General features: G+C 60.5%; 20 protein-coding genes. 9 read left to right on the top strand and 11 right to left on the bottom strand.

The features are described 5' to 3' along the window. Positions 1-482: 482 nt before the first annotated feature. On the bottom strand, positions 483-1,505 hold the full coding sequence (gene ilvA / locus PSFL_RS09220; protein WP_397469937.1) for a threonine ammonia-lyase, biosynthetic: 1,023 nt from the start codon (positions 1,503-1,505) through the stop codon (positions 483-485). Positions 1,506-1,757: 252 nt separating this feature from the next. On the opposite strand from ilvA, the gene PSFL_RS09225 reads away from it, so the two are divergent. Next, positions 1,758-1,958 carry a ParD-like family protein gene (locus PSFL_RS09225; protein ID WP_057436650.1) on the top strand — a complete coding sequence of 67 codons (201 nt, stop codon included), beginning with the start codon at positions 1,758-1,760 and terminating at the stop codon, positions 1,956-1,958. Further along, a complete protein-coding gene (gene map, locus PSFL_RS09230; protein WP_057436952.1) occupies positions 1,958-2,713 on the top strand; it encodes a type I methionyl aminopeptidase in 756 nt (251 codons plus the stop codon). Before PSFL_RS09225 ends, map begins: the two co-directional genes overlap by 1 nt. A gap of 33 nt (positions 2,714-2,746) precedes the next feature. Here the strand turns inward: map and PSFL_RS09235 are convergent, their stop codons facing one another. After that, on the bottom strand, positions 2,747-3,688 hold the full coding sequence (locus PSFL_RS09235) for a magnesium transporter CorA family protein (RefSeq protein ID WP_057959452.1): 942 nt from the start codon (positions 3,686-3,688) through the stop codon (positions 2,747-2,749). Continuing rightward, positions 3,682-5,268 carry a RimK family protein gene (locus tag PSFL_RS09240; protein ID WP_115128273.1) on the bottom strand — a complete coding sequence of 529 codons (1,587 nt, stop codon included), beginning with the start codon at positions 5,266-5,268 and terminating at the stop codon, positions 3,682-3,684. Before PSFL_RS09240 ends, PSFL_RS09235 begins: the two co-directional genes overlap by 7 nt. 92 nt (positions 5,269-5,360) lie before the next feature. Here PSFL_RS09240 and PSFL_RS09245 point away from each other — a divergent pair, with 92 nt between their 5' ends. Further along, on the top strand, positions 5,361-6,452 hold the full coding sequence (locus tag PSFL_RS09245; RefSeq protein WP_397469938.1) for a peptidase C39 family protein: 1,092 nt from the start codon (positions 5,361-5,363) through the stop codon (positions 6,450-6,452). Here PSFL_RS09245 and sfnG read toward each other — a convergent pair. Then, positions 6,441-7,547: a dimethylsulfone monooxygenase SfnG gene (gene sfnG, locus PSFL_RS09250; protein WP_057436652.1), complete on the bottom strand. Its 1,107-nt coding sequence runs from the start codon at positions 7,545-7,547 to the stop codon at positions 6,441-6,443. The genes PSFL_RS09245 and sfnG overlap by 12 nt on opposite strands. A 267-nt stretch (positions 7,548-7,814) precedes the next feature. Between sfnG and PSFL_RS09255 the strand changes: the two genes are divergently transcribed. Further along, positions 7,815-8,594: a TSUP family transporter gene (locus PSFL_RS09255; RefSeq protein WP_057436653.1), complete on the top strand. Its 780-nt coding sequence runs from the start codon at positions 7,815-7,817 to the stop codon at positions 8,592-8,594. Here the strand turns inward: PSFL_RS09255 and nudC are convergent. The 4 genes from nudC to PSFL_RS09275 all read right to left on the bottom strand — a co-directional run bounded on the left by nudC (position 8,562) and on the right by PSFL_RS09275 (position 12,354). Beyond that, positions 8,562-9,395: an NAD(+) diphosphatase gene (nudC, locus tag PSFL_RS09260; RefSeq protein ID WP_057436654.1), complete on the bottom strand. Its 834-nt coding sequence runs from the start codon at positions 9,393-9,395 to the stop codon at positions 8,562-8,564. The two genes, PSFL_RS09255 and nudC, sit on opposite strands and share 33 nt — an antisense overlap. 6 nt (positions 9,396-9,401) lie before the next feature. Continuing rightward, positions 9,402-10,214, bottom strand: coding sequence for a crotonase/enoyl-CoA hydratase family protein (locus tag PSFL_RS09265; RefSeq protein WP_057959447.1), 813 nt, complete (start codon positions 10,212-10,214; stop codon positions 9,402-9,404). Positions 10,215-10,352: 138 nt separating this feature from the next. Beyond that, positions 10,353-11,648: an ATP-binding protein gene (locus PSFL_RS09270; RefSeq protein WP_397469939.1), complete on the bottom strand. Its 1,296-nt coding sequence runs from the start codon at positions 11,646-11,648 to the stop codon at positions 10,353-10,355. A gap of 4 nt (positions 11,649-11,652) precedes the next feature. Then, a complete protein-coding gene (locus PSFL_RS09275; protein ID WP_057436665.1) occupies positions 11,653-12,354 on the bottom strand; it encodes a response regulator transcription factor in 702 nt (233 codons plus the stop codon). Positions 12,355-12,552: 198 nt separating this feature from the next. On the opposite strand from PSFL_RS09275, the gene PSFL_RS09280 reads away from it, so the two are divergent. From PSFL_RS09280 to PSFL_RS09295, 4 genes are all read left to right on the top strand, one after another. Next, complete coding sequence (locus PSFL_RS09280) at positions 12,553-13,710, top strand: efflux RND transporter periplasmic adaptor subunit (RefSeq protein ID WP_057436667.1); 1,158 nt, start codon at positions 12,553-12,555, stop codon at positions 13,708-13,710. An 18-nt stretch (positions 13,711-13,728) separates the two neighbouring features. Further along, entirely contained in the window at positions 13,729-16,821 is a 3,093-nt protein-coding gene (locus tag PSFL_RS09285; RefSeq protein ID WP_397469940.1) for a multidrug efflux RND transporter permease subunit, read from the top strand. An 80-nt stretch (positions 16,822-16,901) separates the two neighbouring features. Next, the gene (locus PSFL_RS09290) at positions 16,902-17,543 is read left to right on the top strand and encodes a DUF1345 domain-containing protein (protein ID WP_120734430.1); all 642 of its coding nucleotides are present in this window, start codon (positions 16,902-16,904) and stop codon (positions 17,541-17,543) included. A 260-nt stretch (positions 17,544-17,803) separates the two neighbouring features. Then, positions 17,804-18,265, top strand: coding sequence for a hypothetical protein (locus PSFL_RS09295; RefSeq protein WP_115128278.1), 462 nt, complete (start codon positions 17,804-17,806; stop codon positions 18,263-18,265). Positions 18,266-18,330: 65 nt separating this feature from the next. Here PSFL_RS09295 and PSFL_RS09300 read toward each other — a convergent pair whose 3' ends face one another. From PSFL_RS09300 to PSFL_RS09310, 3 genes are all read right to left on the bottom strand, one after another. Then, entirely contained in the window at positions 18,331-20,595 is a 2,265-nt protein-coding gene (locus PSFL_RS09300; protein WP_397469941.1) for an autotransporter outer membrane beta-barrel domain-containing protein, read from the bottom strand. 288 nt (positions 20,596-20,883) lie between these two features. Continuing rightward, positions 20,884-22,875 carry a hypothetical protein gene (locus tag PSFL_RS09305; protein WP_397469942.1) on the bottom strand — a complete coding sequence of 664 codons (1,992 nt, stop codon included), beginning with the start codon at positions 22,873-22,875 and terminating at the stop codon, positions 20,884-20,886. 225 nt (positions 22,876-23,100) lie between these two features. Further along, complete coding sequence (locus PSFL_RS09310) at positions 23,101-24,348, bottom strand: hypothetical protein (protein ID WP_397469943.1); 1,248 nt, start codon at positions 24,346-24,348, stop codon at positions 23,101-23,103. A 257-nt stretch (positions 24,349-24,605) separates the two neighbouring features. Here PSFL_RS09310 and PSFL_RS09315 point away from each other — a divergent pair, with 257 nt between their 5' ends. Continuing rightward, the gene (locus PSFL_RS09315; RefSeq protein WP_115128282.1) at positions 24,606-25,625 is read left to right on the top strand and encodes a LacI family DNA-binding transcriptional regulator; all 1,020 of its coding nucleotides are present in this window, start codon (positions 24,606-24,608) and stop codon (positions 25,623-25,625) included. Positions 25,626-25,647: the final 22 nt, after the last annotated feature.

Below are 25,647 nucleotides of genomic sequence, written 5' to 3' on the forward strand. Positions count from 1 at the left end.
GGGGGCTCTGCGAGCAGGAAAGTATGGCCACACCACAAATCCAATGTGGGAGCTGGCTAGCCTGCGATGGCGGTCTGTCAGCCCCCGAAAATAATGACTGAACCATCCCACTGGGGGCTCTGCGAGCAGGAAAGTATGGCCCCACCACAAACCCAATGTGGGAGCTGGCTTGCCTGCGATGGCGATCTGTCAGCCCCGAAAATAGTGACTGAACCACCCCACTGGGGGCTCTGCGAGCAGGAAAGTATGGCCCCACCACAAACCCAATGTGGGAGCTGGCTAGCCTGCGATGGTGGTCTGTCAGCCCCCGAAAATAATGACTGAACCATCCCACTGGGGGCTCTGCGAGCCGGAAAGTATGGCCACACCACAAATCAAATGTGGGAGCTGGCTTGCCTGCGATGGCGGTCTGTCAGCCGCCGAGAATAGTGACTGAACCACCGCCATCGCGGGCAAGCCCGCTCCCATAGGGGGCGACTTTGCTAAAGCTCGGCAACTTCCACATTCAATCGGTGCTCTCGCGCCGCCACCCGCTCGGCCACGTGGCGCAAACTGTCGAAGTTGATATTAGCCCCGGAGTTGATCGCCACCAGTGTCTGCCCCTGGGCCCCGGTACGTGTCACGTAGCGGCGGATACCGGCCACCGCCAGGGCGCCGGAGGGTTCGGTGATGGCGCGGGTGTCGTCGTAGATCAGCTTGATCGCACTGCACAGTTCATCATTGCTGACGGTGATGACCTCATCAACATAATGACGGCAGATTTCAAAACCGTGGGCACCGATCTGCGCCACTGCGGTGCCATCGGCAAAGCTGTCCACGCTGGGCAGTATCACCCGCTCACCGGCATCCAGGGCCGCCAGCAGGCAGCTGGAGCCTTCAGGTTCCACGCCAATCACCCGCACTTGCGGGCGCAAATACTTGATGTAGGCCGCGATGCCGGCGATCAACCCACCCCCGCCGACCGGGACAAAGATCGCGTCCAGCGCACCTTGCTGCTGGCGCAGGATTTCCATGGCCACGGTACCCTGCCCGGCGATCACGTCGGGATCGTCGAAGGGCGATACAAAGGTGCCCCCCGACTGTTCAGCCAACTGCAATGCATGGGCCAGGGCAAACGGGAAGCTCGCGCCCTGCAACACCGCCTCAGCGCCTCGTGAGCGCACGCCCAGCACTTTCAATTCAGGCGTGGTGCTGGGCATGACTATCGTCGCCTTGATTCCCAACTCACGCGCCGCCAGCGCCACACCCTGGGCATGGTTGCCCGCCGAGGCCGTGATCACGCCGCGGGCTTTTTGCTCATCGCTCAGTTGCACCAGTTTGTTGTAGGCGCCACGGATCTTGAAGGAGAACGTCGGCTGCAGATCTTCACGCTTGAGCAGGATCTGATTGCCGAGCAGCGCCGAGAGTGCCGGGGCCGCCTGCAAGGGGGTGCGCACCGCCAGGTCGTAGACCGGCGCGGCGAGGATCTTCTTCACGTATTGCTCAAGCAGCAAGGGGCTACTCATGGGTGTCTCCTGGCGTTTTACGGGGCCCTGGAGACGGAAAAACAAAACCCGCCTCTAGGGCGGGTTTGGGTACAGCCGAACGCTATCCCGCCAAATGAGGAATGGCGGTAATAATGCTTGGCTGGGAACGATAGGTTTGAACGGTCATGGCGCAAAACTAACCGGCGCTTTGTGGCAAGTCAACTGCAGGGCTTTACGGGCGATATACGAAACATATACGCTTTGTATATCAATCACTACACAGTGAAGCTCATGGGCATCGTCAAGATCACCGATCAACTGCATGAACAACTGCGTCTGGCCAGCGCCGCCATGGACCGTTCCATCAACGCCCAGGCGGAGTTCTGGATCAAGATCGGCCTGTTGGCCGAACTCAATCCACACCTGGCCTACAACGATCTGATCAACAAGCTGTTGCTCGACAAACCCGACCTGATCCGGGGGCGCAGCTGATGATCAAGACCCCTGCACAGATCGCCGTGATGCGCGAAGCCGGGCGCCTGCTGGGCCAGGTGTTCACGATGCTCGACAGCCGGGTCGCGGCCGGCCAGACCACCCTGGAACTGGATGCGGCCGTCGAGGCGTTTATCCGCCAGGACCTGCAGGCCCGCCCCGCCAGCCTCGGGCAGTATGACTACCCCTTCTGCATCAACACCTCCATCAATGAAGTGGTGTGCCACGGCATGCCAAATGCCAAGGATGTGTTGAAGGACGGCGATATCGTCAATATCGACATCACCCTGGAAAAAGGCGGGTTTATCGCCGACTCCAGCAAGATGTACATGGTCGGCGCTGTCGCGCCCAAGGCGCGGCGCCTGGTGGAGCAGACGTTCGAGGCCATGTGGGCCGGTATTCGCCAGGTCAAACCCGGCGCGCGCCTGGGGGATATCGGCCATGCGATTCAAAGCCATGCCCAGGCCAATGGCTACAGCGTGGTGCGCGAGTATTGCGGCCACGGGATTGGCCGGGAAATGCATGAAGAGCCGCAAATCCTGCACTTCGGCCGCCCGGGCACCGGCCTCACCCTGCGCGAAGGCATGGTGTTCACCATCGAGCCGATGCTCAACCAGGGCAGCGCCAAAGTGCGCAGCCTCAAGGACGGCTGGACCGTGGTGACCCGCGACAACAGCCTGTCGGCCCAGTGGGAACATACGGTGGCGGTCACTGCGGATGGCTTTGAAGTGCTGACGCTGCAGGCGGGTGCCTGAAGCCTCCCACACCGGCAGCAAAGTGGGGCCCAGTCACCCTGCTTTGTCGCCGCCCCTGGCAATCCGCCTGAGCCCCAGCACCATCCCTGCGGCGCCCAACGCCATCGCCAGCAAAAACAGCGGGTACGCCACCCACCACGGCGTGCCGGCCGTCATCATGCTGAACTCGGACATGCCGCCAATGCTGGCGATCAGGTTCAGCGGCAGGAACACCACGTTGATCAGTGTCAGCTTGCGCAGCAGGTTGTTCATGCTGTTGTTCATCAGGTTGCCCCGGGCGTCGATCAGCCCGGAGAACACATTGGAATAAATCTCCGCCTGCTTGTAGCACTGGTTGTTCTCGATGATCAGGTCGTCGATCAAGCCCAGGGTCTGCGGGCTGAAATGCTCCTTCTCGCCATGGTTGCGCAAACGCGTCAAGACCGCGCCGTTGCTGTGCAGCGCGTTGATGTAATAGATCAGGCTCTCGCTGAGGCTGAACATTTGCATCAGGTGGCGGTTACTCATGGAGGCGTTGAACTGCTGCTGCAATTCCCGGGCGACCAGCTTGATCACCTTGAGGTGGCCCAGATAGTGGTGAATGTTGTTCAGCAGCAGGTCCAGCAGTACATCCAACGGTGTATGCAGCGGCCGGCGCGCGCCCAGGCCGGACAGTTGGCTGTCGTCGGTGGCGATCACCAGCAGGCGGTCCGGTGAAAACAGCAAGCCACAGGACGACACTTCAAACACCAGGTTGCTGCCCCCGGAGTAGTTTTGCGGGCGCTTCCAGATCAGAAACAGGTTGTCTGGATGGAACTCGATACGCGACACCTCGTCCGGATCCAGTGCCGACGCCAGCGCGTGCTCATCGACCTTGTAGCGCTCGCGCAGCAATTCACGCTCATCGCTGTCGGGGTTGCTGAACAGCAGGACCTCGGCACTTTCGCGCTCGGTGCGGCGCAGCGCGCCCTCATTGAGCTCAAAGCAGATCACCAGACCTGGCCCTGGCGTTTGAGCTCCAGGCGGCGCACGAACTCCTCCAGCACCAGGGAGTACAAGTCGTCCTGCAAGTAGGCGTCTTCGATCCCGGCGTCCATGTTCGGGTTGTCGTTGACCTCGATCACCACCACCTTGTCGCCGGACTGCTTCAGATCCACGCCGTACAACCCATCACCGATCAGGTTAGCGGTCTTGACCGCCAGTTCCACCACGGCCTTGGGCGCCTCGTGCACCGCCAGGGTCCGGCACTCGCCGTTGATATCCTGGCCGATGGCCTTGTGGTTGTAGATCTGCCAATGGCCCTTGGACATAAAGTATTGGCAGGCAAAGATCGGCTTGCGGTTGAGTACGCCGATGCGCCAGTCGTACTCGGTATAGAAAAACTCCTGGGCCAGCAGCAACACCGAGTGTTCGAACAACTCTGCCGTGGCGGCCAGCAGCGCCTCCTGGCTTTCCACTTTGATCACCCCTCGGGAGAAACAACCGTCGGGGATTTTCAGCACCAGGGGGAAGCCCAGGCGCTCGCCAACCCGTTCGAAATCTTCCGGTCGTTCCTTGTACAGAATTTCGGTAGCGGGCATGCCCAATTGATGGCTGTTGAGCAGATCCGTGAGGTAGACCTTATTGGTACAACGCAGGATCGACGCCGGGTCGTCCATCACCACCAGCCCTTCACTCTCGGCCTTTTTGGCGAAGCGATAGGTGTGGTTGTCGACACTGGTGGTTTCGCGGATCAACAAGGCGTCGTATTCGGCCAGTCGCGCGTAGTCCTTGCGCTCAATCAGCTCGACATCAATCCCCAAGCCCCTGCCCACCCGCACGAAATTTTCCAGGGCCTTGGCATTGGACGGCGGCAGCTGCTCCTGGGGATCATGCAGGATTGCCAGGTCATAACGGGCCAGGCGCCGGGAGCGCGGTTGACGCCAGATCCTGCGGCTGAAGTTGTCCAGGGCGTGGGCGAATTGATCTTCCTGATCATCGCGCAACTTATGCAGCACCCCGGACTTGATGCCTTCGATATGCCAGCCGTTATTCTTGCGAAACTCAACTAACAAGATCGGACAAGGAAACGCTTCAAACAACTGCCGGGCCAAATCCTGCAACGGCTCAATATTGGTTCGACCAAAATAAAGGGTCAGGGTAAAACCTTCGGTATTACTGTAGAGGTGATGACTCAATGCTTTGTCGAGGGTTTTATCCAGGTCATCCAGGGCCAGGCCATACAAGGATTTTTTCGTCAATTCGCTGATGGTGCGCACCGACGGAATCACCTTGTGCCCCCGCGCCTCGGCCAGCAGCGAGCAGTAATAGCCATGCCCCAGGTACTTGTAGCTGCGGCACAGGTTGATGACCTGGACCCGTTTGCCGGCCTCGTTCTCCCGGGGGTGTTCGAGGTATTCCTGGGCAGTGACAATATCTTCACTGGGGAAGTACGAGGCCCAGTCTTCCTTGCGTTCTACAATAATCACAACTTGGCTTGCACTCTTGGGCGGTGTAGAAAAATATCCGCCGGAAGTTATTGTCGCCGCGACGGTTTGCTCGGATACTTCTCGCCAATGACTTTGTACCGCTGACATATTGATTGATCCGCTAGAGAACTTGACCTTTTCTATTAAGCACGATCTTTCACGGAAGTCTCGTTTAGTTACGCAACTTTTACGGCGGTTATATGACTCTTTTCTTTCGCGTTGCAACCCTGGATGACCTGCCAGCACTGGTGGCCCTGGAACAGCACTGTTTCACCACAGACCGGCTGTCTGCCCGCAGTTTCCAGTGGATGATCAGCCGCGCCCATGCGCAGCTGCTGGTGGCCGAAAATACCGGGCAATTGCTGGGTTATGCCTTGGTGCTGTTCCATCGCGGCACCTCGCTGGCGCGCCTGTACTCCCTGGCCATTGCCGCGCCGGCCCGGGGCATGGGCCTGGGCAAGCAATTGCTGGCGCGCATCGAGGCCTGCGCCGTGGCGCACGACTGTGCGTACCTGCGCCTTGAGGTGCGCACCGACAACCCTGGCGCTATTGCCCTGTATGAACACAGTGGCTACCGGCGCTTTGCCCTGATCAACGACTATTACGCCGACCATACCGACGCCCTGCGCCTGGAAAAACGCATCCTCCAGCACACTGACGCGCGGGCCTTGAGAGTGCCCTACTACCAGCAGACCACCGACTTCACCTGCGGCGCAGCCTGCCTGTTGATGGCCATGGGCGCCCTGTTACCTGGGCGTGAGTCTCTGCGCCGCGAAGAGCTGCAGATCTGGCGCGAAGCAACCACCGTGTTCATGACCGCCGGCCACGGCGGCTGCAGCCCCCAAGGTCTGGCCCTGGCTGCCTGGCGCCGGGGGTTTAAGGTGCGCATGCAGGTCAACGTGCGCGGGCCGCTGTTTCTCGATGGGGTGCGCGACCCGCATAAAAAAGAGGTGATGCGCCTGGTGCATGAGGGGTTCGAGGAGGATTTGGCCAACAGTGATGTGCAGCAGGTATTCGGCGGTGCGTTGGACCTGGCGCAGGTCCTCGGTGATGGCGGCCAGCCACTGGTGCTGATCAGCAGCTACCGGCTGACGCGCTCCAAGTCACCGCACTGGGTGATCGTGACTGACTGTGATCAAGAGTTTGTCTACCTGCATGATCCCGACGTGGACCATAGCCAGCATCGCCGCCCCATGGACTGCCAGCATTTGCCGGTCAGCCACGGGGAGTTCGAGCGGATGTGCCGTTTTGGCAGCCGTCAGCTGCGGGCGGCGGTGGTGCTATACCGGTAACGCCCTGGCGCTGCCGGTCGCCGCGGCCTTGGCTTCGAGTTCGCGCACCAGGGGCAATACGCGCTGGCCGAAATATTCCACCTCCTCCTGGAAGTGCAGGAAGCCCGCCAGCACCAGGTCCACCCCCACCGCCTTGAGCGCGACGATGCGCTCGGCAATCTGCCGAGGGGTGCCGATCAGGTTGGTCTTGAAGCCGTCGTTGTACTGCACCAGATCGGCGAAGCTGGACTTGGCCCAGTTGCCCTCACCTTCGGGCGAGGCCTTGCCCGCCTGCCTGGCGGCATCACCAAAGGCGTTGACGGCCTGCGGGTCGGCCTTGTCGATGATCTCGGCCAACACCGCCTGGGCCTCTTGCTCGGTGTCGCGGGCGATCACAAACGCGTTGACCCCGACTTTTACCGAATGGTGATTGGCCGCAGCCTTGGCGCGGATATCATCGACCTGGGCCTTGATCCCCTCGGGCGTGTTGCCGTTGGTGAAATACCAGTCCGACACCCGCGCCGCCATGTCCCGCGCAGCCCGGGAGCTGCCACCCTGGAAAATTTCCGGGTGCGGCTGAGTCAGGGGCTTGGGCTTGAGGCTGTAATGGTTGAACCGGTAGAAGTCACCCTTGAAGGTGAAATCGTCCTGGGTCCAGATGCCTTTTAACGCGCGGATAAACTCTTCGGAGCGCCGATAGCGCTCGTCATGCTCCAGCCAGTGCTCGCCAATGGCCTGGAACTCGCCCTTGAACCAGCCGCTGACGATGTTCACCGCCACCCGGCCTTGGGTCAGTTGATCAATGGTCGCCAATTGCTTGGCCGCCAGCGCCGGTTGCCAGGGCCCCGGCAGGATCGCGGCGATCACCTTGAGTTGGGTCGTGGCCGCCAGCAACGCATGGCTGAAGGCCACGGATTCATGTTGGTATTCAGCACCATAGCCGGCGGTGAAACGGATTTGCGTCAGGGCATACTCAAACCCCGCCGCCTCGGCCAACTGGGCCAGCTTGCGGTTGTAGTCGATGCCCCAGTCGGTACGTTGTTCAACCTTGCTGACCACCAGGCCACCACTGACATTGGGCACCCAATAGGCAAATTTCACGGCTTGCTGAGTCATCGTTCGGCACCTCGCACACAGGGAATGTACAGGGGTAGAGCAGCAAACGTGCCAGGGTTGGCAAAGCCCCTGGGCTGGGGCGTTTGCGTGCCGACCGACCTATCGGCCATGTTGCCCGGGCGGGCTATTTGTTGGATCACTGTTGGTAGCGCAACACCGTGGCGAGGGATGGAGCGTGTGCAACAGTCGCCGTAACATTCGGTTATAGGTAAGCTATCGGACTTTAGCGCAGCCCCTTCTGCGCCTCGCCGAAAATAAGTCGCCTCCATGCCTTTTGAACTCAGCGTTGACCTCACCACCCTGGCCATTCTGGCCGTGGTTGCCTTTATTGCCGGTTTTATCGACGCCATTGCCGGCGGCGGTGGTTTGCTCACCACCCCGGCCCTGCTCACCGCCGGTATGCCGCCCCATTTGGTACTGGGCACCAATAAACTGAGTTCGACCTTCGGTTCGGCCACCGCCAGTTTTACCTTCTACCGGCGCAAGCTGTTCCATCCGCGCCAGTGGGTCCACGCGATCGTGGGCACCCTGGTCGGCGCGCTGCTGGGGGCCATCGTCGCCCATTACCTGCCCGCCGAATGGCTGAACAAGATGCTGCCGGTGATCGTCTTCGCCTGCGGTATCTACCTGTTGTTTGGCGGTACGCCCAAGGCGCCGCTGGACGCCGATGCGCCGATCAAGAAGAAGTGGCAGTCGACCCAGGGTTTGGCCCTGGGCTTCTACGATGGCGTGGCCGGTCCCGGCACCGGCGCATTCTGGACCGTCAGCACCCTGCTGATGTACCCCGTGGACCTGGTCAAGGCCAGCGGCGTGGCGCGCAGCATGAACTTCGTCAGCAACGCGGCGGCGCTGTCGGTGTTTATCTTCAACGGTTCGGTGGACTGGATTGTCGGCCTGAGCATGGGCCTGTCGGTGATGGTGGGCGCGTTCTTTGGCGCACGCAGTGCCATCAGCGGCGGCGCCAAATTCATTCGCCCGGTGTTTATCACCGTGGTCCTCGGCCTGACCGTGCGCCTAGCCTGGCAGCACTGGTTCAGCGTGGCCTAGACGGCGCGCCACATACAGGTCGATAAGGTAGCGGGCAATCGAGCGCGAGGCCGGCAACGGTGGCAACTGGTGGATATTGAACCACTGCGCATCTTCAATCTCGTCGGCCTGGGGCACGATTTCGCCACCGGCATACTCGGCGTGAAAGCCCAGCATCATGGAGTGCGGGAACGGCCAGCACTGGCTGCCCACGTACTGGATGTTCTGCACCTGCACCTGCACTTCCTCGTGCACTTCGCGGATCAGGCAGTCTTCGGCAGATTCCCCAGGCTCGGCAAACCCGGCCAGGGTGCTGTAGACCCCAGTGACGAAACGCGGCGAACGCGCCAGCAGAATCTCATCGCCACGGGTGATCAGCACAATCATGCTCGGTGAGATGCGCGGGTAACTGCGCAGGTCGCAGGCCTGGCAGAACATTGCGCGCTCGCGGGGCACCTGCACCATCGCCTGGCCGCAACTGCCGCAAAAGCGGTGCTCGCGGGCCCAGGTACCGATTTGCGCGGCATAACCCAGGACTTTGTACAGACGGTGATCGCCCTGCAGCATAAACGCCCGCAGGCCCTGCCAGCGGCAACCCGGCACATCGCCAGGGCTGTTCAGCTCCAGCAGGTACACCGGCTCGCCGTCCAGATGGCCGATGCCATGTTCGGCCATCACCGACAGGTCCTGGCGCTTGAGCCATTCCCGGGGAAACAGCGGCCCGTTGTCATCGAGTAAAAAACCTTCGCGACTACGGGCCACAGCCCAGCCGCCGGGGGCGTCGTTGTCCAGCAGCGTTGTGGTGATCCAGCCTGGGGTCATATTCAGTCAATCCACGAATTCGGGTTTCTGCTTGCTCATATGGGCCGCAATGGCCACGCGCAGGTCGTTGGATTGCAACATAGCAGCGTTCCAGGTGGCAACGTATTCCAGGCCGTCGTTGATGCTGTGGTCACGCATATAGCTGATCATGGCCTTGGTGCCGGTCACGGCAATCGGCGATTTGGCGGCGATTTGCGCGGCAAGGTCCATCACCCCGGCCAGTAGGCTGGCGTGGTCGGCAAAGGTGCGGTTGACCAGGCCGATGCTGCGCGCTTCTTCGGCGCCGAAGGTGCGCCCGGTGTAGGCCAGTTCGCGCAGCATGCCGTCACCGATGATGCGAGGCAGGCGTTGCAGGGTGCCGACGTCGGCGGCCATACCAATATCGATTTCCTTGATCGAGAATTGCGCGTCGTCAGCGGCGTAACGCATGTCGCAGGCGCTGATCAGGTCGATGGCGCCGCCGATGCAATAGCCCTGGATCGCCGCCAGTACCGGCTTGCGGCAATTATCCACGGCATTGAACGAGGCCTGCAGTTGCAGGATCTTGCGCCGCAGCAGGCGCGCATTGCGTCCCACGTCCTTGCCAAATTCGTTGGCCACCGAGGCCAGCATCATCAGGTCGATGCCCGAGGAAAAATGCTTGCCGGCGCCGCTCAACACCACGGCGCGTACAGCGTCGGTGTCGTCGATCCATTGGAAAATCTCGACGATTTCGCTCCAGAACGCCGCGTTCATGGCGTTGATCTTTTCCGGGCGATTAATCTGCACATGGGCGACGTTGCCGTGCAGTTCGACGACAAAGGCTTGGTATTCGGACATGGCAGTGATCCTTGACTGGCGGCTGATAAGGGCCGAACTATAGCAAGGGTGTATCAGGGCCGGTAAGGCTGTGCATGTGCCAAAAGCAGGACTGCATAAAAACACAAACCCGCTCTAGACAGACAGTTGCCGGTGTTTTCAGGTGGGCAACCATAGCCGCAGGCGTGCGCCGCCCAGTGGCGAGGCCTGGACCGTGAGTGTGCCGCCTTGTGCTTCCACCGCCCGGCGGCTGATCGCCAGGCCCAGGCCGAAGCCGCCGGTGGCGCGGTCGCGGCTGCGGTCCAGGCGGTAGAACGGCTCGAAGATCCGGGCGCGCTGCTCTTCGGGGATGCCGATGCCATCGTCATCCACCCAGATTTCACAGCCCTTGGCGCAGACCTTGACGCCGATCTGGATCCGTCGTTCGCAATAGCGCATGGCATTGCGCAGCAGGTTTTGCAGGGCGCGGGCGGTGAGGCGTGGGTCGAGGGTAAAACGCTCCACGGCGCACTCCAGTACCACATCAATCACGATCTCCGGGTTCTCCAGCTCGTCGTCGATGCTGCCCAGGATGCTGTCGATAAACTCATCGAGCACCACCTCCACCCGCTCGGGCAGATGCGCCGGGTTTTGCAGGCGGCTGTAGGACAGCAGCTCCAGCACCAGCTCATCCAACTCGCGGATATGCGCCACCAGGCCTTGCAGGCGCTCGCGGCTGGCGGCCGGCTGGTCTTCGGACAACGCCAGGGCCAGGCCGAAATCCAGACGGGTCAGCGGTGTGCGCAGTTCGTGGGACACCGCATTGAGCAAGTCCCGCTGCTGGTTGAGCAGGTGCTCGATGTCGTTGGCCATGGTGTCGAATACCGCCGCCAGGCTGCCGATGTTGGAGCTGGGGGGAATATGCGTACGCTCCTCCAGGCGGCCCCGGCCCAACTGCGCGGCGGTGACCTTGAGGCGCTCCAGGTCGCGCCAATGCGGGCGCAGCCAGATCAACAGGCCGCCCAGCAACGCCGCGCCGATCAGTACGTTCATGGTCCAGTACAGCAGGTTCATGTCCAGCGGGTCGGGGGGGATGGTCAATTTAACCGCCAACTGCCCATTGAGCGGCGAGCTGATCTCCTCCATCAAGCCCCACTCCCCCAGGCGGATCACCGGCTTGCCCTGCTCCAGCAGTCGCTCCTCGTCGGGTGTGTAGCGGGCGTCCTGGCGATGCATCAGTTGCACCTTCAGCGGCGCAAAATCCCGTGCCAATTGGTCGGTGACCTCGGACCAGCGCTCCACCGGCCGGCTGTGGTACTGGCGCACGATCAGGCTCTGCAAGCCACGAGACTGTTCGATGTTGTAGTTCATGTAGCGGTCGTGGAAGACCTCGATGATGCCCATGGGGATCAAGTAGATCGCTGCGCTGTAGGTCACGATGGTCAGCAGGTAGAGACGGATCAGGGCGCGGAACATGGTGTCAGCATTCCCACTCGGAGCGGCTGAACAGATAGCCTTTGCCCCATACCGTCTTGATCTTGCGCGCCTCGCCGGCATGGTCGTCGAACTTGCGGCGCAGCTTGGAGATGGCCACATCCACCGAGCGGTCGGTGCCGTTGAACTCGATGCCCCGCAGGCGCTGCAGGATCTGGTCGCGACTGAGTACTTCGCCGGCATGCCGGGCCAGCACCACCAACAGGTTGTATTCGCCGCTGGACAGCTCCACCGTCTGCTCGCGCCAAGTCACGGCGCGTTCCGACAGGTCAATGCACAGGTTGCCCATCAGGATCTGGTCGTTGGCCGCCTGTGGCTCGCTGAGGCTGCTGCGGCGCAACAGGGTGCGCACCCGGGCCAGCAGCACCCGTGGCTCGCAGGGTTTGGTCACGTAGTCGTCGGCGCCCATTTCCAGGCCCAGCACCTGGTCATGGCTGTCATCGCGGGCGGTGAGCATCAGGATCGGCAGGCCGGCCGAATCGGCGCGCAGCAGGCGGCAGACTTGCAGGCCATCGAGGCCGGGCAGCATCAGGTCGAGGATCACCAGGTCTGGTGGGTTGAGCCTCGCCCGTTCGCGCACATGGTCGCCACGGCTGAGCACATTGACGTGATAGCCATTGCGCTCAAGGTAACTGGCAATCAGCTCGGACAGCGCGGCGTCGTCTTCGACCAGGAGGATGTTGGGCATGGTGTTTCCAAATAATACAGTTTCACATTAGATCGTCATTGATCAGAAGAGCTTGTTAGGATCCACAGCCGTGAAGGATATACGCACGCGCCTCGGCGTGCGCCGTACCTTACATTTCTTCACAGACCACCTACACAGCTTCACAGCACCGAGTCGGGGGCGCCCGTAGGATGCGCCAGTCAATATTGGGATAAGAGCATGTCAAAGAATCTGTTTGCGCCGTTTTGCCTGCTGGCACTGACCCTGGCCCTGGGTGCGTGTGGCAACTCCGCAGGCGACACCCCCGAAATGCCCCTGGCCAAGGTGCGGATCGAAACACTCGAAGCCAAGCCCCTGTCCATCAGCAGCGAGCTGAGTGGGCGGATCGTCGCACCGCGCATCGCCGAAGTGCGCGCCCGGGTTGCGGGCGTGGTGCTTCAACGGGTGTTCAAGGAAGGCCATGACGTCAAACAGGGCGACGTGCTGTTCCGTATTGACCCGGCGCCGTTCAAGGCCGACCTCGACAGCGCCCAGGCCAGCCTGCGCAAGGCCGAGGCCAATGCCTTCCAGGCGCGCCTGCAAGAGCAGCGCTACAGCCAGTTGGTCGAAGGCAATGCCATCAGCGCCCAGGACTACGACAACGCCCGCGCCGCCGCCCGGCAAACCGCCGCGGATGTCGCGGCCAACCAGGCAGCGGTGCAACGCGCCAAGCTCAACCTTGGCTATGCCACCGTGACCGCGCCGATCTCCGGGCGTATCGGCCGCGCGCTGGTGACCGAAGGCGCCCTGGTGGGACAGAACGAAGCCACGCCCATGGCGCTGATCCAGCAACTGGACCCGATCCACGCCGACCTGACCCAATCCACCCGCGAACTCAATGACCTGCGCCGCGCTTTCCGCGCCGGGCATTTGAAGCAAGTGGGCCAGGACCAGGCCAAGGCCACGCTGATCCAGGATGACGGCAGCCTCTACCCGCTGCCGGGCAAGTTGCTGTTCGCGGAGATTTCCGTAGACCCCGGTACCGGGCAGATCATCCTGCGCAGCGAATTCCCCAACCCGGACCTCGACCTGTTGCCCGGCAGCTTTATCCGCGTACGCCTGGAGCAAGCGGTCGACCAGCAAGGCCTGAGCGTGCCGCAGCGCGCAATCACCCGTGACAGCGCCGGCATCCCCATGGTGTTGCTCGTGGACGCCGAGCAGAACGTCAGCCAGCAGCCGGTGGAGTTGGGCGCGGCGATCAATGATCGCTGGGTGGTCAACAGCGGCCTGAAGACCGGGGACCGCATCATCGTCGAAGGCTTGCAACACGCACGCCCCGGCGAAAAAGTCGAAGTGGATGCCAGCGTCGCGCCTGTCGCCCAGGCAGCCGGCCAGTAATCAAAGGGATCAGAGACAATGCCGCAGTTCTTTATTGACCGCCCGATCTTCGCCTGGGTGGTCGCCCTGTTTATCCTGCTGGCCGGCGCCCTCGCCATCCCGCAGTTGCCGGTGGCGCAGTACCCCAACGTCGCGCCGCCGAAAGTGGAAATCTACGCGGTGTACCCGGGCGCTTCGGCGCAAACCCTGGATGAAAGCGTGGTCAGCCTGATCGAGCAGGAGCTCAACGGCGCCGACCACCTGCTGTATTTCGAATCCCAGAGCAGCCTCGGCTCGGCCACCATCACCGCGACCTTCCAGCCGGGCACCGACCCGGAAATGGCCCAGGTCGATGTGCAGAACCGCCTCAAGGCCGTGGAGCCGCGCCTGCCGCAGGCCGTGACCCAGCAAGGCTTGCAGGTGGAGAAGGTGTCCGCCGGCTTCCTGCTGCTGGTGACTTTGACCTCCAGCGACGGCAAGCTCGACGACGTGGCGCTCAGCGATTACCTGGCGCGCAACGTGATGAACGAGCTCAAGCGCCTCGACGGCGTGGGCAAGGCCCAGCTGTACGGCGCCGAGCGGGCGATGCGGATCTGGATCGACCCGCAAAAGCTCATCGGTTTCAACCTGACCCCGGCCGACGTCAATGCGGCGATTACCGCGCAGAACGCCCAGGTCTCGGCCGGCAGCATCGGTGATCTGCCGGGCACCAATACCCAGGAAATCACCGCGTCGATTCTGGTCAAGGGCCAGCTCTCCACGCCGGCCGAGTTTGCCGACATTGTGCTCAAGGCCAACCCGGACGGTTCCACCGTGCGTATTGGTGATGTGGCGCGGGTCGAGATCGGCAGCCAGGAATACCAGTTCTCCACGCGCCTGAACGGCAAGCCCTCCACCGCCGTCAGCGTGCAACTGTCGCCCGGCGCCAATGCCTTGAGCACCGCGACCCTGGTGCGGGCAAAGATGGATGAGCTGTCGCGCTACTTCCCGACCAATGTCGAGTACAAGATCCCTTACGACACCTCGCCGTTCGTCAAGGTCTCGATTACCAAGGTGATCTACACCCTGCTGGAGGCGATGGCGCTGGTGTTTGCGGTGATGTTCCTGTTCCTGCAAAACATCCGCTACACCCTGATCCCGACGCTGGTGGTGCCGATTGCACTGATGGGCACCTTCGCCACCATGCTGTTGCTGGGTTTCTCGATCAACGTGCTGACCATGTTCGGCATGGTGCTGGCCATCGGCATCCTGGTGGACGATGCGATTGTGGTGGTGGAGAACGTCGAGCGGATCATGGTGACTGAGGGCCTGTCGCCCAAGGAAGCCACACGCAAGGCCATGGGCCAGATTACCGGGGCGATCATCGGCATTACCCTGGTGCTGGTGGCAGTGTTCCTGCCGATGGCCTTTATGTCGGGTTCGGTGGGGGTGATCTACCAGCAGTTCTCGCTGTCGATGGCCACCTCGATCCTGTTCTCGGCGTTTCTCGCCCTGTCCTTGACCCCGGCCCTGTGCGCCACGTTGCTCAAGCCGATTGCCAAGGGTGAGCACCATACCAAGGGTGGGTTCTTCGGCTGGTTCAACCGGCGCTTTGAACAACTGACCGACCGCTACGAAGGCTGGGTTGCCTATGCCCTCAAGCGCAGCGGCCGCTACCTGCTGATCTACCTGGTCCTGCTGGTGGGCATGGGCTTCCTGTTCAGCCGCCTGCCCGCCTCGTTCCTGCCGGTGGAAGACCAGGGCTACACCATCACCGATATCCAGTTGCCGCCGGGCGCGAGCAAGAACCGTACGGTGCTGGTGGCCGAGCAGATCGAAGCGCATAACGCCACCGAGCCGGGCGTCGGTGATACGACGATGATCATGGGGTTCAGCTTCTCCGGTTCCGGGCAGAACGCGGCGCTGGCGTTTACCACGCTCAAGGATTGGTCCGAGCGCAGCAGCGACGATTCGGCGGCCTCGATTGCCGATCGCGCCAACATGGCCTTTACCGAACTCAAGGATGCGATGGCCTATGCCGTGCTGCCACCACCGGTGGATGGCCTGGGTACCTCCAGCGGCTTTGAGTTCCGCTTGCAGGACCGGGGCGGCGTCGGCCATGCCGCGTTGATGGCAGCCCGTACCGAACTGCTGGCGGCTGCGGAAAAAAGCCCGATCCTGGCCAATGTGCGCGAAAGTGCCCTGGCCGAGGCGCCGCAAGTGCAGTTGGAGGTGGACCGCAAGCGGGCCAATGCCCTGGGCGTGTCGTTTGCCGATGTGGGCAATATCCTGTCCTCGGCCGTTGGCTCGGCCTACATCAACGACTTCCCCAACCAGGGCCGCATGCAGCGCGTGGTGGTACAGGCCGAAGGCGACCAGCGCAGCCAGGTCGAAGACCTGATGAAGATCCATGTGCGCAACAACGCCGGGAAGATGGTGCCGCTGTCGGCGTTTGTCGAAGCGCGCTGGGTCCAGGGCCCGGCGCAGTTGACCCGTTACAACGGTTACCCGGCCATCGCTATTTCGGGTGAAGCCTCACCCGGTCATAGCACTGGCGAGGCGATGGAAGAAATCCAGCGTCTGGTCAGCCAATTGCCAGCCGGCCTGGGCCAGGAATGGACCGGGTTGTCCTTGCAGGAGCGCTTGTCAGGCTCCCAGGCGCCGCTGCTGTTGATGCTGTCGCTGCTGGTGGTGTTCCTGTGCCTGGCGGCGCTGTATGAGAGCTGGTCGATCCCCACTTCGGTACTGCTGGTGGTGCCGTTGGGCGTGTTGGGCGCGGTCATGGCGGTGTCGCTGCGCGGCATGCCCAACGACGTGTTCTTCAAGGTCGGCTTGATCACGATCATCGGGCTGTCGGCGAAAAACGCGATCCTGATCATCGAGTTCGCCAAGGACCTGTATGACCAGGGCGAAGACCTGATTGACGCGACATTGAAGGCCGCACGCTTGCGTCTGCGACCGATCATCATGACTTCGCTGGCGTTCATTCTGGGCGTGGTGCCGTTGGCGATTGCCACCGGCGCCAGTTCGGCGAGCCAGCAGGCGATTGGGACCGGGGTGATTGGCGGCATGATCACGGCGACACTGGCGGTGGTGTTTGTGCCGGTGTTCTTTGTGGTCGTCATGAAACTGGTGCGCAAACGCAAAGATTGATCAGCCCTCTGCAGGAGCCTGCAAGCCGGCTCCTGCAGGAATAGGCTATGGTGCTCAAACATCCTGCATTTGTGAGCACTATGCCCTTCCTCGCCCGAACCCACCCTCGCCTGTCCGCTGCCGCCGTCCTGGGCCTGGCAATCGGCATCCTGGCGCCCTTCGATTCAATCCTCAGCAAAATCCTGATCGGCTGGAACGTCGGGGTCTGGACCTACCTGGTGCTGATGCTGCGCCTGACCATCCGTGCCAAGGCCGAGGACGTCAAGCGCATCGCCGAGGTCGAGGATGAAAACGCCGGCCTGGTGTTATTTATGGTGTGCATTGCGGCGATTGCCAGCCTGGCGACGATTGCCGTTGGCCTGGCCGGCAGCAAGGACCTGGACACTGCCGAACGCCTGCTGCATTACGGCTTTACCGGGGTGACGGTGATTGGTTCGTGGCTGCTGATCGGGGTGATTTTCAGCGTGCACTATGCTCGCCTGTATTACACCTGGGAGGGCAAGGAGCCGGCGTTGCGCTTTGCCGAGGGGTTGCTGACCCCCAACTACTGGGACTTTCTGTATTTCTCCTTCACCATCGGCGTCGCCGTGCAGACCTCGGATGTGGGAGTGGCTACCCGCGCCATGCGCAAAGTGGTACTGGGGCAGTCGTTGATCGGGTTTCTGTTCAATACGGCGATATTGGGGTTCTCGATCAATATTGCGGCGGGGCTTTTCGCTTGAAGTTGCATCGGGCTTAGAACTAAAGCGTATTAATGGCAGGTTATTAGACTGTCATTCCTCACAGTAGAAAATCCCGTGCAAAGGCGTCTAATGCTTTCAGGCCAGGTGCCGAGTCAGGCCACGCATCACTCATGAGTCGCTGCCTTCGTATACTGTTAGTTCTGACAGTTTACAGCCCACGCGCACTGCTATTTCATGACTCGAACAGAGCCCTCGAAACCTCTGTTATTCGCACAATCATCAGCGATGGAGAAGCGATCATGAGCGTACAAGCGCAACAGTTGTCCCCTGCGCAACAAAAAGCACTGTACCCCAAGGCCCTCAGCGCCACCGGTACATTCGACGCATTTATCGATACGATATCGGTCCACTTTCAGACTTTGACCCTGGTGCATGACCATGACGCGGCCATCTACCGCCTTCTAGCACGACATGCTGATAATGCAGTCACCGTGGAAAAAATCACGATTGAACTGCCCGACACCATTCGCAATGGGCAGGTATTAGAGCTGGATAAGTGGCAGTCCAATAAGGTCAATGTCTGGTATGCCGTCAAGTCGCCTACGATTCATTACGTCGTGCGCTGCTCCTCAGGAACGTTGATCATTAACAACCTGGAAGCCGGCATCATCAAAATCAGCGGCACGCTGAATGGCACCACCGATGAAGATGTCAACGGGAACCCACACACACTGGAAGTCGGTTTCGACGTAACCAGTTGATCGATTATGCAAGAGCAAAAAAACGCCCGTATCTTTCGATACGGGCGTTAATAAGCGTCAAGTCTTTACCAACTGTAGCGCACACCTACGTTGGCGCCCCATGGCTGCTCGACCCGGCCACCACTGCTGTGCTCTAGGTCGGCGTGCAGTTGCAGGTTTTGCGACAACTTAACTGCGACGCCCGCACCGAACTCGGCGCGTGAACCCGATAGGTCGTTGTTGAACTCATGGTTGTTCACCGCGACCTTATTGTTGTTGGCAAACTCATGCACCATCGCCGCCCGCAGGTAAGGCTGGAGTACGCTGCCACTGTCGAGCTGGATGTCACGCCCCACCGTCGCACCGGCCTTGGCCATGATCGAGCGGGTGCGCTCGCCATCGGCGTGCAGGCCATTTTTCATGTTGTAGTTGGCGCCCTGGATCACCACGGTGGACAGCTGGGCATACGGCTCGACGAAGTAACCGTCGTCCAGCTTGATGTTGCGACCGAACTCTGCCGACAGGCCACCGCCGGTGTTGGCGTACTTACCCTTGGACTTGGTGCCGTCACTCAAGCCGACCTTGGACTCGTTATGGAAACGGTTGAGCTTGGCCACGGCGTCGAAATACAGACCGCTCTCTTCATCCAGCCAGGTTGCGTAAGCACCCACGTAGTAGCTCTTCACTGTGCCCGACGTACCGCGCTTGAGGTTCAAGCCCGAAGTACTATGGCCGGCCATCACACCCACCAGCCACTGGCTGTCGGCCAACGGCGTGTCAGCACCCAGGGTAAAGCCCTGCTGGTTCTGGTTGTAGCCAACCCCAGTGCTCTCGGCCACCTTGTACTTGTTGCCATAACCACGCATCCACACACCCGCCTGACCAGGCTCGAAACGCAGCTCGCCCATGCGCGTACGCAGGGAAGTCGCCTCGCCGTACCAGACCGTGGGGGCGGTATTGAACAACGCCATGACCGAGCGAGTAGCCGGGCTGATCACGCGGTTGTTCGGGTCGAGGAACCAATCGGTGCCATCCTTTTTCAGACCATAGGAATAGGCACCCACGTCGACGACATCGCCCGCCAGTGAGAACTGCGCGTCACCCCCGCCGGTATGCACGATACGAATCGCTTCGGGGCTGACCGGCTCTGTACCGCTGGCTGCGAGCAACAGGCTGTGACTGCCGTTGGCTTCGCCGCTGATGTTCAGGAAGTCCGTGATGCCGTTGGCAAAATCGGTACCCATGACGAAGGTGCCGTTGCCGTCGAGACTGTCCAGGTCCAACTGATAAAACGCATCGGTGTGGCCGAATATCACCGTACCGTCCACCAGGTTCAAGGCACCCACCTGGCTGTCGGCGGTCAACTCCCAGTACGACCCATTGCCTACGTTCAAGCTGGTGACATTCTGCAGCTGGCCTTTGAGCCCGGAGCTGTTTTCCAGGTTCAAATGTGCCGTGCTGCCATCTTCGACAATGACGTCGCCTTTCAACCGGCTGCTATCGACATTCATGCTCGCCTGGGCACCGCCGTTGACTTCCAGCAGCACGCCATTGCCACCGGTCAGGGTTGAGCCGTTGCGCACGTCGATTTCAACTTCCATCTCCGCGCCAGGGTGACCTTCCACGACAATGGCCGAGCCGTTGCGCCCTTCGACGCTGGAGTTATCCAGCACCAGTTTGCCGGCATCGCTGCTGCCAGCTTCGTTGGTAAACAACACGCCATTCTTGCCGCCGATGATGCTGCTTTGGCTGGCAGTCGCGGTTGCACCGTCGAGCCACACGCCATCACTATCGGCGCCGGTGCCTTCGACCACAGTGTTCTGATTGAAGTGCAACTCAGCATTGCCCGTGGCTATTGCCCCGCTCTTTTCCCCCCGGATGATGCTGTTGAACACCTGGGCAATGCCGCCCTTGTCGGAATTGAAACTCTGGTACGCCTGCAAACCGAAAGTTGTGTGGCTGATGATGGCACTGTTGCGAATGATGGCCGCACTGTCATCCAGGCGCACCGCCCCCCATATCGAGTGGTTGGATTCAACAGTGGCGCCGTCAACGTTGACGGTGGAGCCCTGCGTCGCACGGATATCTTCGATCCGGCTGCCGGTATTGACATTCAGCGTCGAGTCGTTGGCCAGGATATTTCCGGCGCGAGCACCGTTGACGGTCAGCTCGGACTTATGATCCAACTGCCAATCATTTTTCATCTCATGGGGGCCAATGGTCCTTGACTCACCGATCAGTTGATCCGCTTGGACGCTGGTGTGCATCGCTGCAAGCAGAAGCACGCTAATGGCTGAAACATGCATCATCTTGCTCAAGGGCTTGAGCTCGAATCTGGTAGGTAATGACATCGGGGGTTCACTCTCTGGGTAGCGCCTGTAAAAACGGCTTGGCTCGTTCCCGCGGAATGAAGCCTCACCTGTAAGGCGCAGAGGTTACGTAGTGAACGTACTGATGACTGTAGGACTAATCCGAGCAAAGCTTAGGTATAGGCACCGCAGTGGTATGGAAAACTGCACAACTGGCAAACTGATCCGTCCACAAGCCGTAGTCCATTGCTACCAGATGCACAAAAGGGAAGCCATGCTTCCCTTTTGTGCTTTCAGCAGTTTGTAGACTTGGAGGCGTTGATTCGTAGGTTAAGCAGGTATGCCATCACAGAAAGAGTCAGGGTTGGAGAATATCGTGAATACTTCGGCCAACCGCCCTCGACCGATGCCTCCACCCGCCACGTTCGTGGTGTAGGTGACCTCGCAAGGGCCGAACGGCGCTTGAGCCAGGAATGGACGGTAAATGATATCGACATAAAAACCGTTGGCCACATCGGCAGCGGTCAAGGGCCCAGTTGTAATAGGCTCTACAAAGGGGCCCGGTGGGAGCTGGGGGTACTGGTTGGTGATAGTGACCGTAACCTCCACAGTATTGCCCACTACCAGCCTGACATCGCCCGGAATGAAAAGCATGGCAGCCAGGACCGGCGGCGAGCCAGGCATCCGTTGTACCAGCGACTGACAGGTCCATTCGCCAGCGATGAGATTCTCATACCTTGCCGGCGCCAGTTCCACCGTCACGGCATCGATCACATTAACCGTGGTAAGGGGCGACGGGTTCTCATTGATAGTGCCGGGGCCAATGACAGAATAACTGACAGGCTGCAGATTGTTCCCGTGGCGGGCAACCACCGCCCAGGGAATGATAAACCTCGCGTCCTCGCCAGGAACCGTAGTGCTTAAAGGGAAAGGCCCGACACGCTCTTTGGAGGCGCCCCAATACAAGTAAAACTGATTGCCTGGGTGAGGCAGTGCCGCAATGGTCCAGAGTCGAATCACAATAGTCACAGGTCGGTCCGCATCGCCAATGCGCAGGGTATTCAACTCCTGTGAGTCCTCGCCAAACACTTGTGCCGGGTTCAGCCCAGGGTTCATATCGCCTGGTTCCAGTGTGCCCGGCAGTACAGGCCCTTCTACCGACAAGTCGAGCCGGACGTTTTTAGCGGGTGAGAGGAAGAACACACCGTTGCGATCAGTCCGGTAACGCACGCTTACCGTCTGAGGACCTAGCGTCGCGGTATAGGCGGCCTTGATCGCATCATTCATATTCCTGAAAACTACCGGGAAGCCCGTGAGTTCAGTGGTTTGTGGGCCAAAGGGCTGGCTTTCCCATTGCGTCTCGAACTTGTCCAGTCCTGTAGCGAAATTAAGATACTGTTCGATATGGAGATTAATGCTCAGCACAAAGTCCGCAATGCTGAGCACATCATCAGTGCTACCGTCACGTGGGGCCGGCGCAAGCGGTAGGAATGGCTCCAATAGTACGGGGTCGGTCAGTAACGAGACCGTGCGAAACTCATTGAACGATGGGCGACTGATATTCCCTGCCCGGTCAACCATGGTGTAGAAAAAATAATAAAGCCCACTCAAGATGATCTGGCTGGCGGGCAGGAAGAAGGTGCTGTTGTCGGGTGGTGGTAGCAAAGGCACACCTGGGCCGCTCACCAGATACTCTGGTCGTGGGTCCATTACCGGGCTGAAGTAAACGTTAGCTATGTCCCCCGCTTCGAATCGCCCAGGCTGGGGACTGAAGGTGTTGCGGGGAATAACAATCTCCACGCCGCCATGATTTATCAGGAACGCATTGTCGATAATGGTCCCCGCTGGCGCATTAGCCAGCATCGGAACGGTGGGTTGTTCACGTGACGACGCTACAGCGTAGGGCGCAATCAGATCGACGCGAAACGCGGCAGGGTTGGACTCGTCCCGCGCAGCACCTGGTGCGCCACTGGAATTGCGGTATTGCACGACTTTGATCTCATAAAAGCCATGCGGGAACTCAAACTCGGGAGACGGCGCCGGAATGTATCTATCGATGATTGCAGGCACGGGGTCCAAGTTGATCTGGAATGGTTCCAGAAAGGGCCGCCAAGTGGGCACCGGATCGGTGGTTGTGCGAATTTGAATACCCAGCCAGTCGGTCGGTACCGAGATCCGCCCGGTTCGACACTCCACGGTGATACCCGCACGAGCAACGGACGCTGGAATAAGACCCGTTGCATTATCCAGTGCCTCGGCAATCGTGGGCGCATCAATAACCAAAGGTTCGGATGTAATGGTGACGTCAGGGGTGCTGCTCATATCAGTCTCTCCTTAGTACTTAATGTAGGCATCGCACAAACACTCATGAAGTGGCCGGACGGCCATCGCCCCGCTGCTTGAGTGACTGCCAGGTGACTGAAATCGCAGCAACACTCTTCCCAGCCGTATGACATGCGGCCAAACAAACCAACTTTGGATTTACCCGTCAGAAGTTCAGTGAAACGTACGCGGTGTTCCAACACTCATGACGCAAAGCACTCGCAATCAGGGTTCTGGGCCATTGCCGTCAATCCAGCAGTAGATGGGGTTTGGCGGGGGGGGCGAGGTATTCACTACCCGATCGAACGGCACATACCTAGAAGCAGACCGGCCAATGATCACGCCTCCCCTGGACACCGTGTAATGAGCTTCTCCTCCGGCGTTTTTTTTCAGGGGCCGAATCAAGCGCTCGACATCGAGTATCCAGAAGGCATAGCCGGACGCATCGCTGACCTCATCCCAGTAATGCGTGAGGGTTTCCACGATATTGGGGTCTGGATTGACATCCGGGTACAGCCCGTACCCCTGGAACCGCAGCGTAATCAGATCACCAGAACGGATGTCCGCGTGAGGGGCTATGAACACCTCGACACCGAACCAGATCGGAGGCTGGGTGCTGCAGGTCAGGTAGCCATTAGGATGCAACTCCGATTGCGGGAAACGGGGCCGAGGGTAGTTGGAGGGCGGAAGGTCGGTTTGCAGCCTGACTTGCGCCACCAGTGAAAACATCGGATTGATGTTGCCGGCACGGTCTTGCAGGCGATAGAAGCAGAAGATCCAGAGCGCCCCCGGAAAACGACGGAACACCTCGCTGGGCACGTCCACGAATATGCCGCCGGTGGCGCTGGCCAACGGTGCAGAAACCAGGGTCGGCGCGCCGGTTGGCAAGATATTCATGTCTGAAAAATACATCGGCACCTGATCACCGACCTCACGCCCCAAATATCCCTGCGGGATTTCCATGGGCACCAGGGGGTTGGCGACCAGGTAGGCCTCGGTAATCGGATCAATGGGGAAAATGGCCGGTGGCAGCAACGCGCCACCACCGGGCGCATCGCGGTCGATCCTGATCGTCACAACCTCAGAGCTATCGACGCTGGGGCTGTTCGGCGTGCCGTTATGGATGCGAAACGTCAGATCAATAATTGCACTGTTCAGCAAAAATGCCTGGGGTATCTGCATCGGGTAGGGAAAGTCGGCGGCCGTCATCGGGTTAGGCAGCAACACCGGTGGCGTGTCGACCGGGCGGGCACCGCGGACGCTCCACTCGAACACGACATATTGGTCTCTGCCCGGACCCGGTAGAAACGCCCAGGGAGTGGGAATCAAAAGCTGTAGATCAGAGAAGTAAAATTGCACCGGCACCAACCCATCAGGCAGCGCGTCGACGACGATGGGCGCGTCAATCGCCAGGCTGCCTCCTGGGCCTTGGGGGCCATTCGCGCTCGATTGGCCAGCATTGTGGGTGCTCATCCAAACCTCCCTTTACACGCCTATGCATCACCTGATCACGGCGCTTGCGGCTCTGTTGGGGCAATTGAACACCTCCTGTGGTGCTGCGGATACTGTCAGAACTAACAGGTGCGCTCCCCGCTCGTCGGTTTGAGCGGCCTGACTTCATACCGATCCCAACAAATATTTTCTTGACGAGACTGGCTGACTGGTGTTTTCTGAAACCGGTTTCAATGCCCAGCGCACTGCCACCTCACACTAATAAGAAAGGCCCCGCCGTGACTTCATTCTCCGCCGCCCAGCGCAGCCGCGTGACCATGCTTGATGTAGCCCAGCGCGCCGGCGTATCCAAGGCCAGCGTGTCGCGCTTTATCGGCGACGACCGCGCCCTGCTGTCCGACGCCATCGCCCAACGTATCGAACAGGCTATTGATGACCTGGGCTACCGCCCCAACCAGATGGCCCGTGGTCTGAAACGTGGACGCACGCGCCTGATCGGCATGCTGGTAGCGGATATCCGCAACCCCTATTCGATTGCCGTGATGCATGGCGTGGAAACCGCCTGCCGACAGCACGGCTATAGCCTGGTGGTGTGCAACACCGACCGCGATGACGAGCAGGAGCGCCAGCACCTGGCGGCGTTGCGCGCCTATAACATCGAAGGCCTGATCGTGAATACCCTGGGCCATCACCGCGACCAGTTACTGGAGCTGCAACGGGAAATGCCCCTGGTGCTGGTGGACCGTAAGGTCGAGGCGCTGCACAGCGACCTGGTGGGCCTGGATAACCCACTGGCCGTGGGCATGGCCCTGGATCACCTGGAGCAACAGGGCTATCGGGATATTTTGCTGATCAGCGAGGCCGCCGATGGCACCAGCTCGCGGATTGAGCGCATGGACAGTTTCCAGGCCCAGATCAGCCGTCGCAAAAAAATGCACGGCGCTGTACTGGAGATAGACCTCGACCTGCCCCAGCGTTTGCAGACGTTTCTGGGCGCAGGCCAAGCCGGGCCCAAAGCCTTGTTCTGTGCCAACGGCATTGCCGCGCTGGCCTGTAGCAAAGCCCTGCGCGAGTTGGGTTGCCGATTGTTCGAGGACGTTGGCTTGATCGCTCTGGATGACCTGGAGTGGTACCCACTGGTAGGCAGCGGCATCACCGCCCTGGCCCAGCCGACCGAAGCCATTGGCGCCAGCGCTTTTGAGTGCTTGCTCAAGCGGTTGCGCGGCGATACCTCGGCGACCCGTTCCCTGGATTTTTCCCCGCAACTGATCGTGCGAGGCTCAACCCAACCCGTGTAGGCATAACCGCCTGCACGGGCAT

It is taken from the genome of Pseudomonas sp. DD1, from assembly GCF_044510355.1.
GTDB classification, from domain to species: Bacteria; Pseudomonadota; Gammaproteobacteria; order Pseudomonadales; family Pseudomonadaceae; genus Aquipseudomonas; species Aquipseudomonas shahriarae.

Coding starts and splice junctions, on each gene's coding strand:
- PSFL_RS09280 (WP_057436667.1), top strand. CDS start 12,553: ATGTCAAAGAATCTGTTTGCGCCGTTTTGCCTGCTGGCACTGACCCTG.
- PSFL_RS09290 (WP_120734430.1), top strand. CDS start 16,902: ATGCCCTTCCTCGCCCGAACCCACCCTCGCCTGTCCGCTGCCGCCGTC.
- PSFL_RS09310 (WP_397469943.1), bottom strand. CDS start 24,348: ATGAGCACCCACAATGCTGGCCAATCGAGCGCGAATGGCCCCCAAGGC.
- PSFL_RS09265 (WP_057959447.1), bottom strand. CDS start 10,214: ATGTCCGAATACCAAGCCTTTGTCGTCGAACTGCACGGCAACGTCGCC.
- map (WP_057436952.1), top strand. CDS start 1,958: ATGATCAAGACCCCTGCACAGATCGCCGTGATGCGCGAAGCCGGGCGC.
- PSFL_RS09270 (WP_397469939.1), bottom strand. CDS start 11,648: ATGTTCCGCGCCCTGATCCGTCTCTACCTGCTGACCATCGTGACCTAC.
- PSFL_RS09285 (WP_397469940.1), top strand. CDS start 13,729: ATGCCGCAGTTCTTTATTGACCGCCCGATCTTCGCCTGGGTGGTCGCC.
- PSFL_RS09225 (WP_057436650.1), top strand. CDS start 1,758: ATGGGCATCGTCAAGATCACCGATCAACTGCATGAACAACTGCGTCTG.
- PSFL_RS09295 (WP_115128278.1), top strand. CDS start 17,804: ATGAGCGTACAAGCGCAACAGTTGTCCCCTGCGCAACAAAAAGCACTG.
- PSFL_RS09275 (WP_057436665.1), bottom strand. CDS start 12,354: ATGCCCAACATCCTCCTGGTCGAAGACGACGCCGCGCTGTCCGAGCTG.
- PSFL_RS09305 (WP_397469942.1), bottom strand. CDS start 22,875: ATGAGCAGCACCCCTGACGTCACCATTACATCCGAACCTTTGGTTATT.
- PSFL_RS09255 (WP_057436653.1), top strand. CDS start 7,815: ATGCCTTTTGAACTCAGCGTTGACCTCACCACCCTGGCCATTCTGGCC.
- PSFL_RS09300 (WP_397469941.1), bottom strand. CDS start 20,595: ATGTCATTACCTACCAGATTCGAGCTCAAGCCCTTGAGCAAGATGATG.
- nudC (WP_057436654.1), bottom strand. CDS start 9,395: ATGACCCCAGGCTGGATCACCACAACGCTGCTGGACAACGACGCCCCC.
- PSFL_RS09240 (WP_115128273.1), bottom strand. CDS start 5,268: ATGTCAGCGGTACAAAGTCATTGGCGAGAAGTATCCGAGCAAACCGTC.
- ilvA (WP_397469937.1), bottom strand. CDS start 1,505: ATGAGTAGCCCCTTGCTGCTTGAGCAATACGTGAAGAAGATCCTCGCC.
- PSFL_RS09245 (WP_397469938.1), top strand. CDS start 5,361: ATGACTCTTTTCTTTCGCGTTGCAACCCTGGATGACCTGCCAGCACTG.
- sfnG (WP_057436652.1), bottom strand. CDS start 7,547: ATGACTCAGCAAGCCGTGAAATTTGCCTATTGGGTGCCCAATGTCAGT.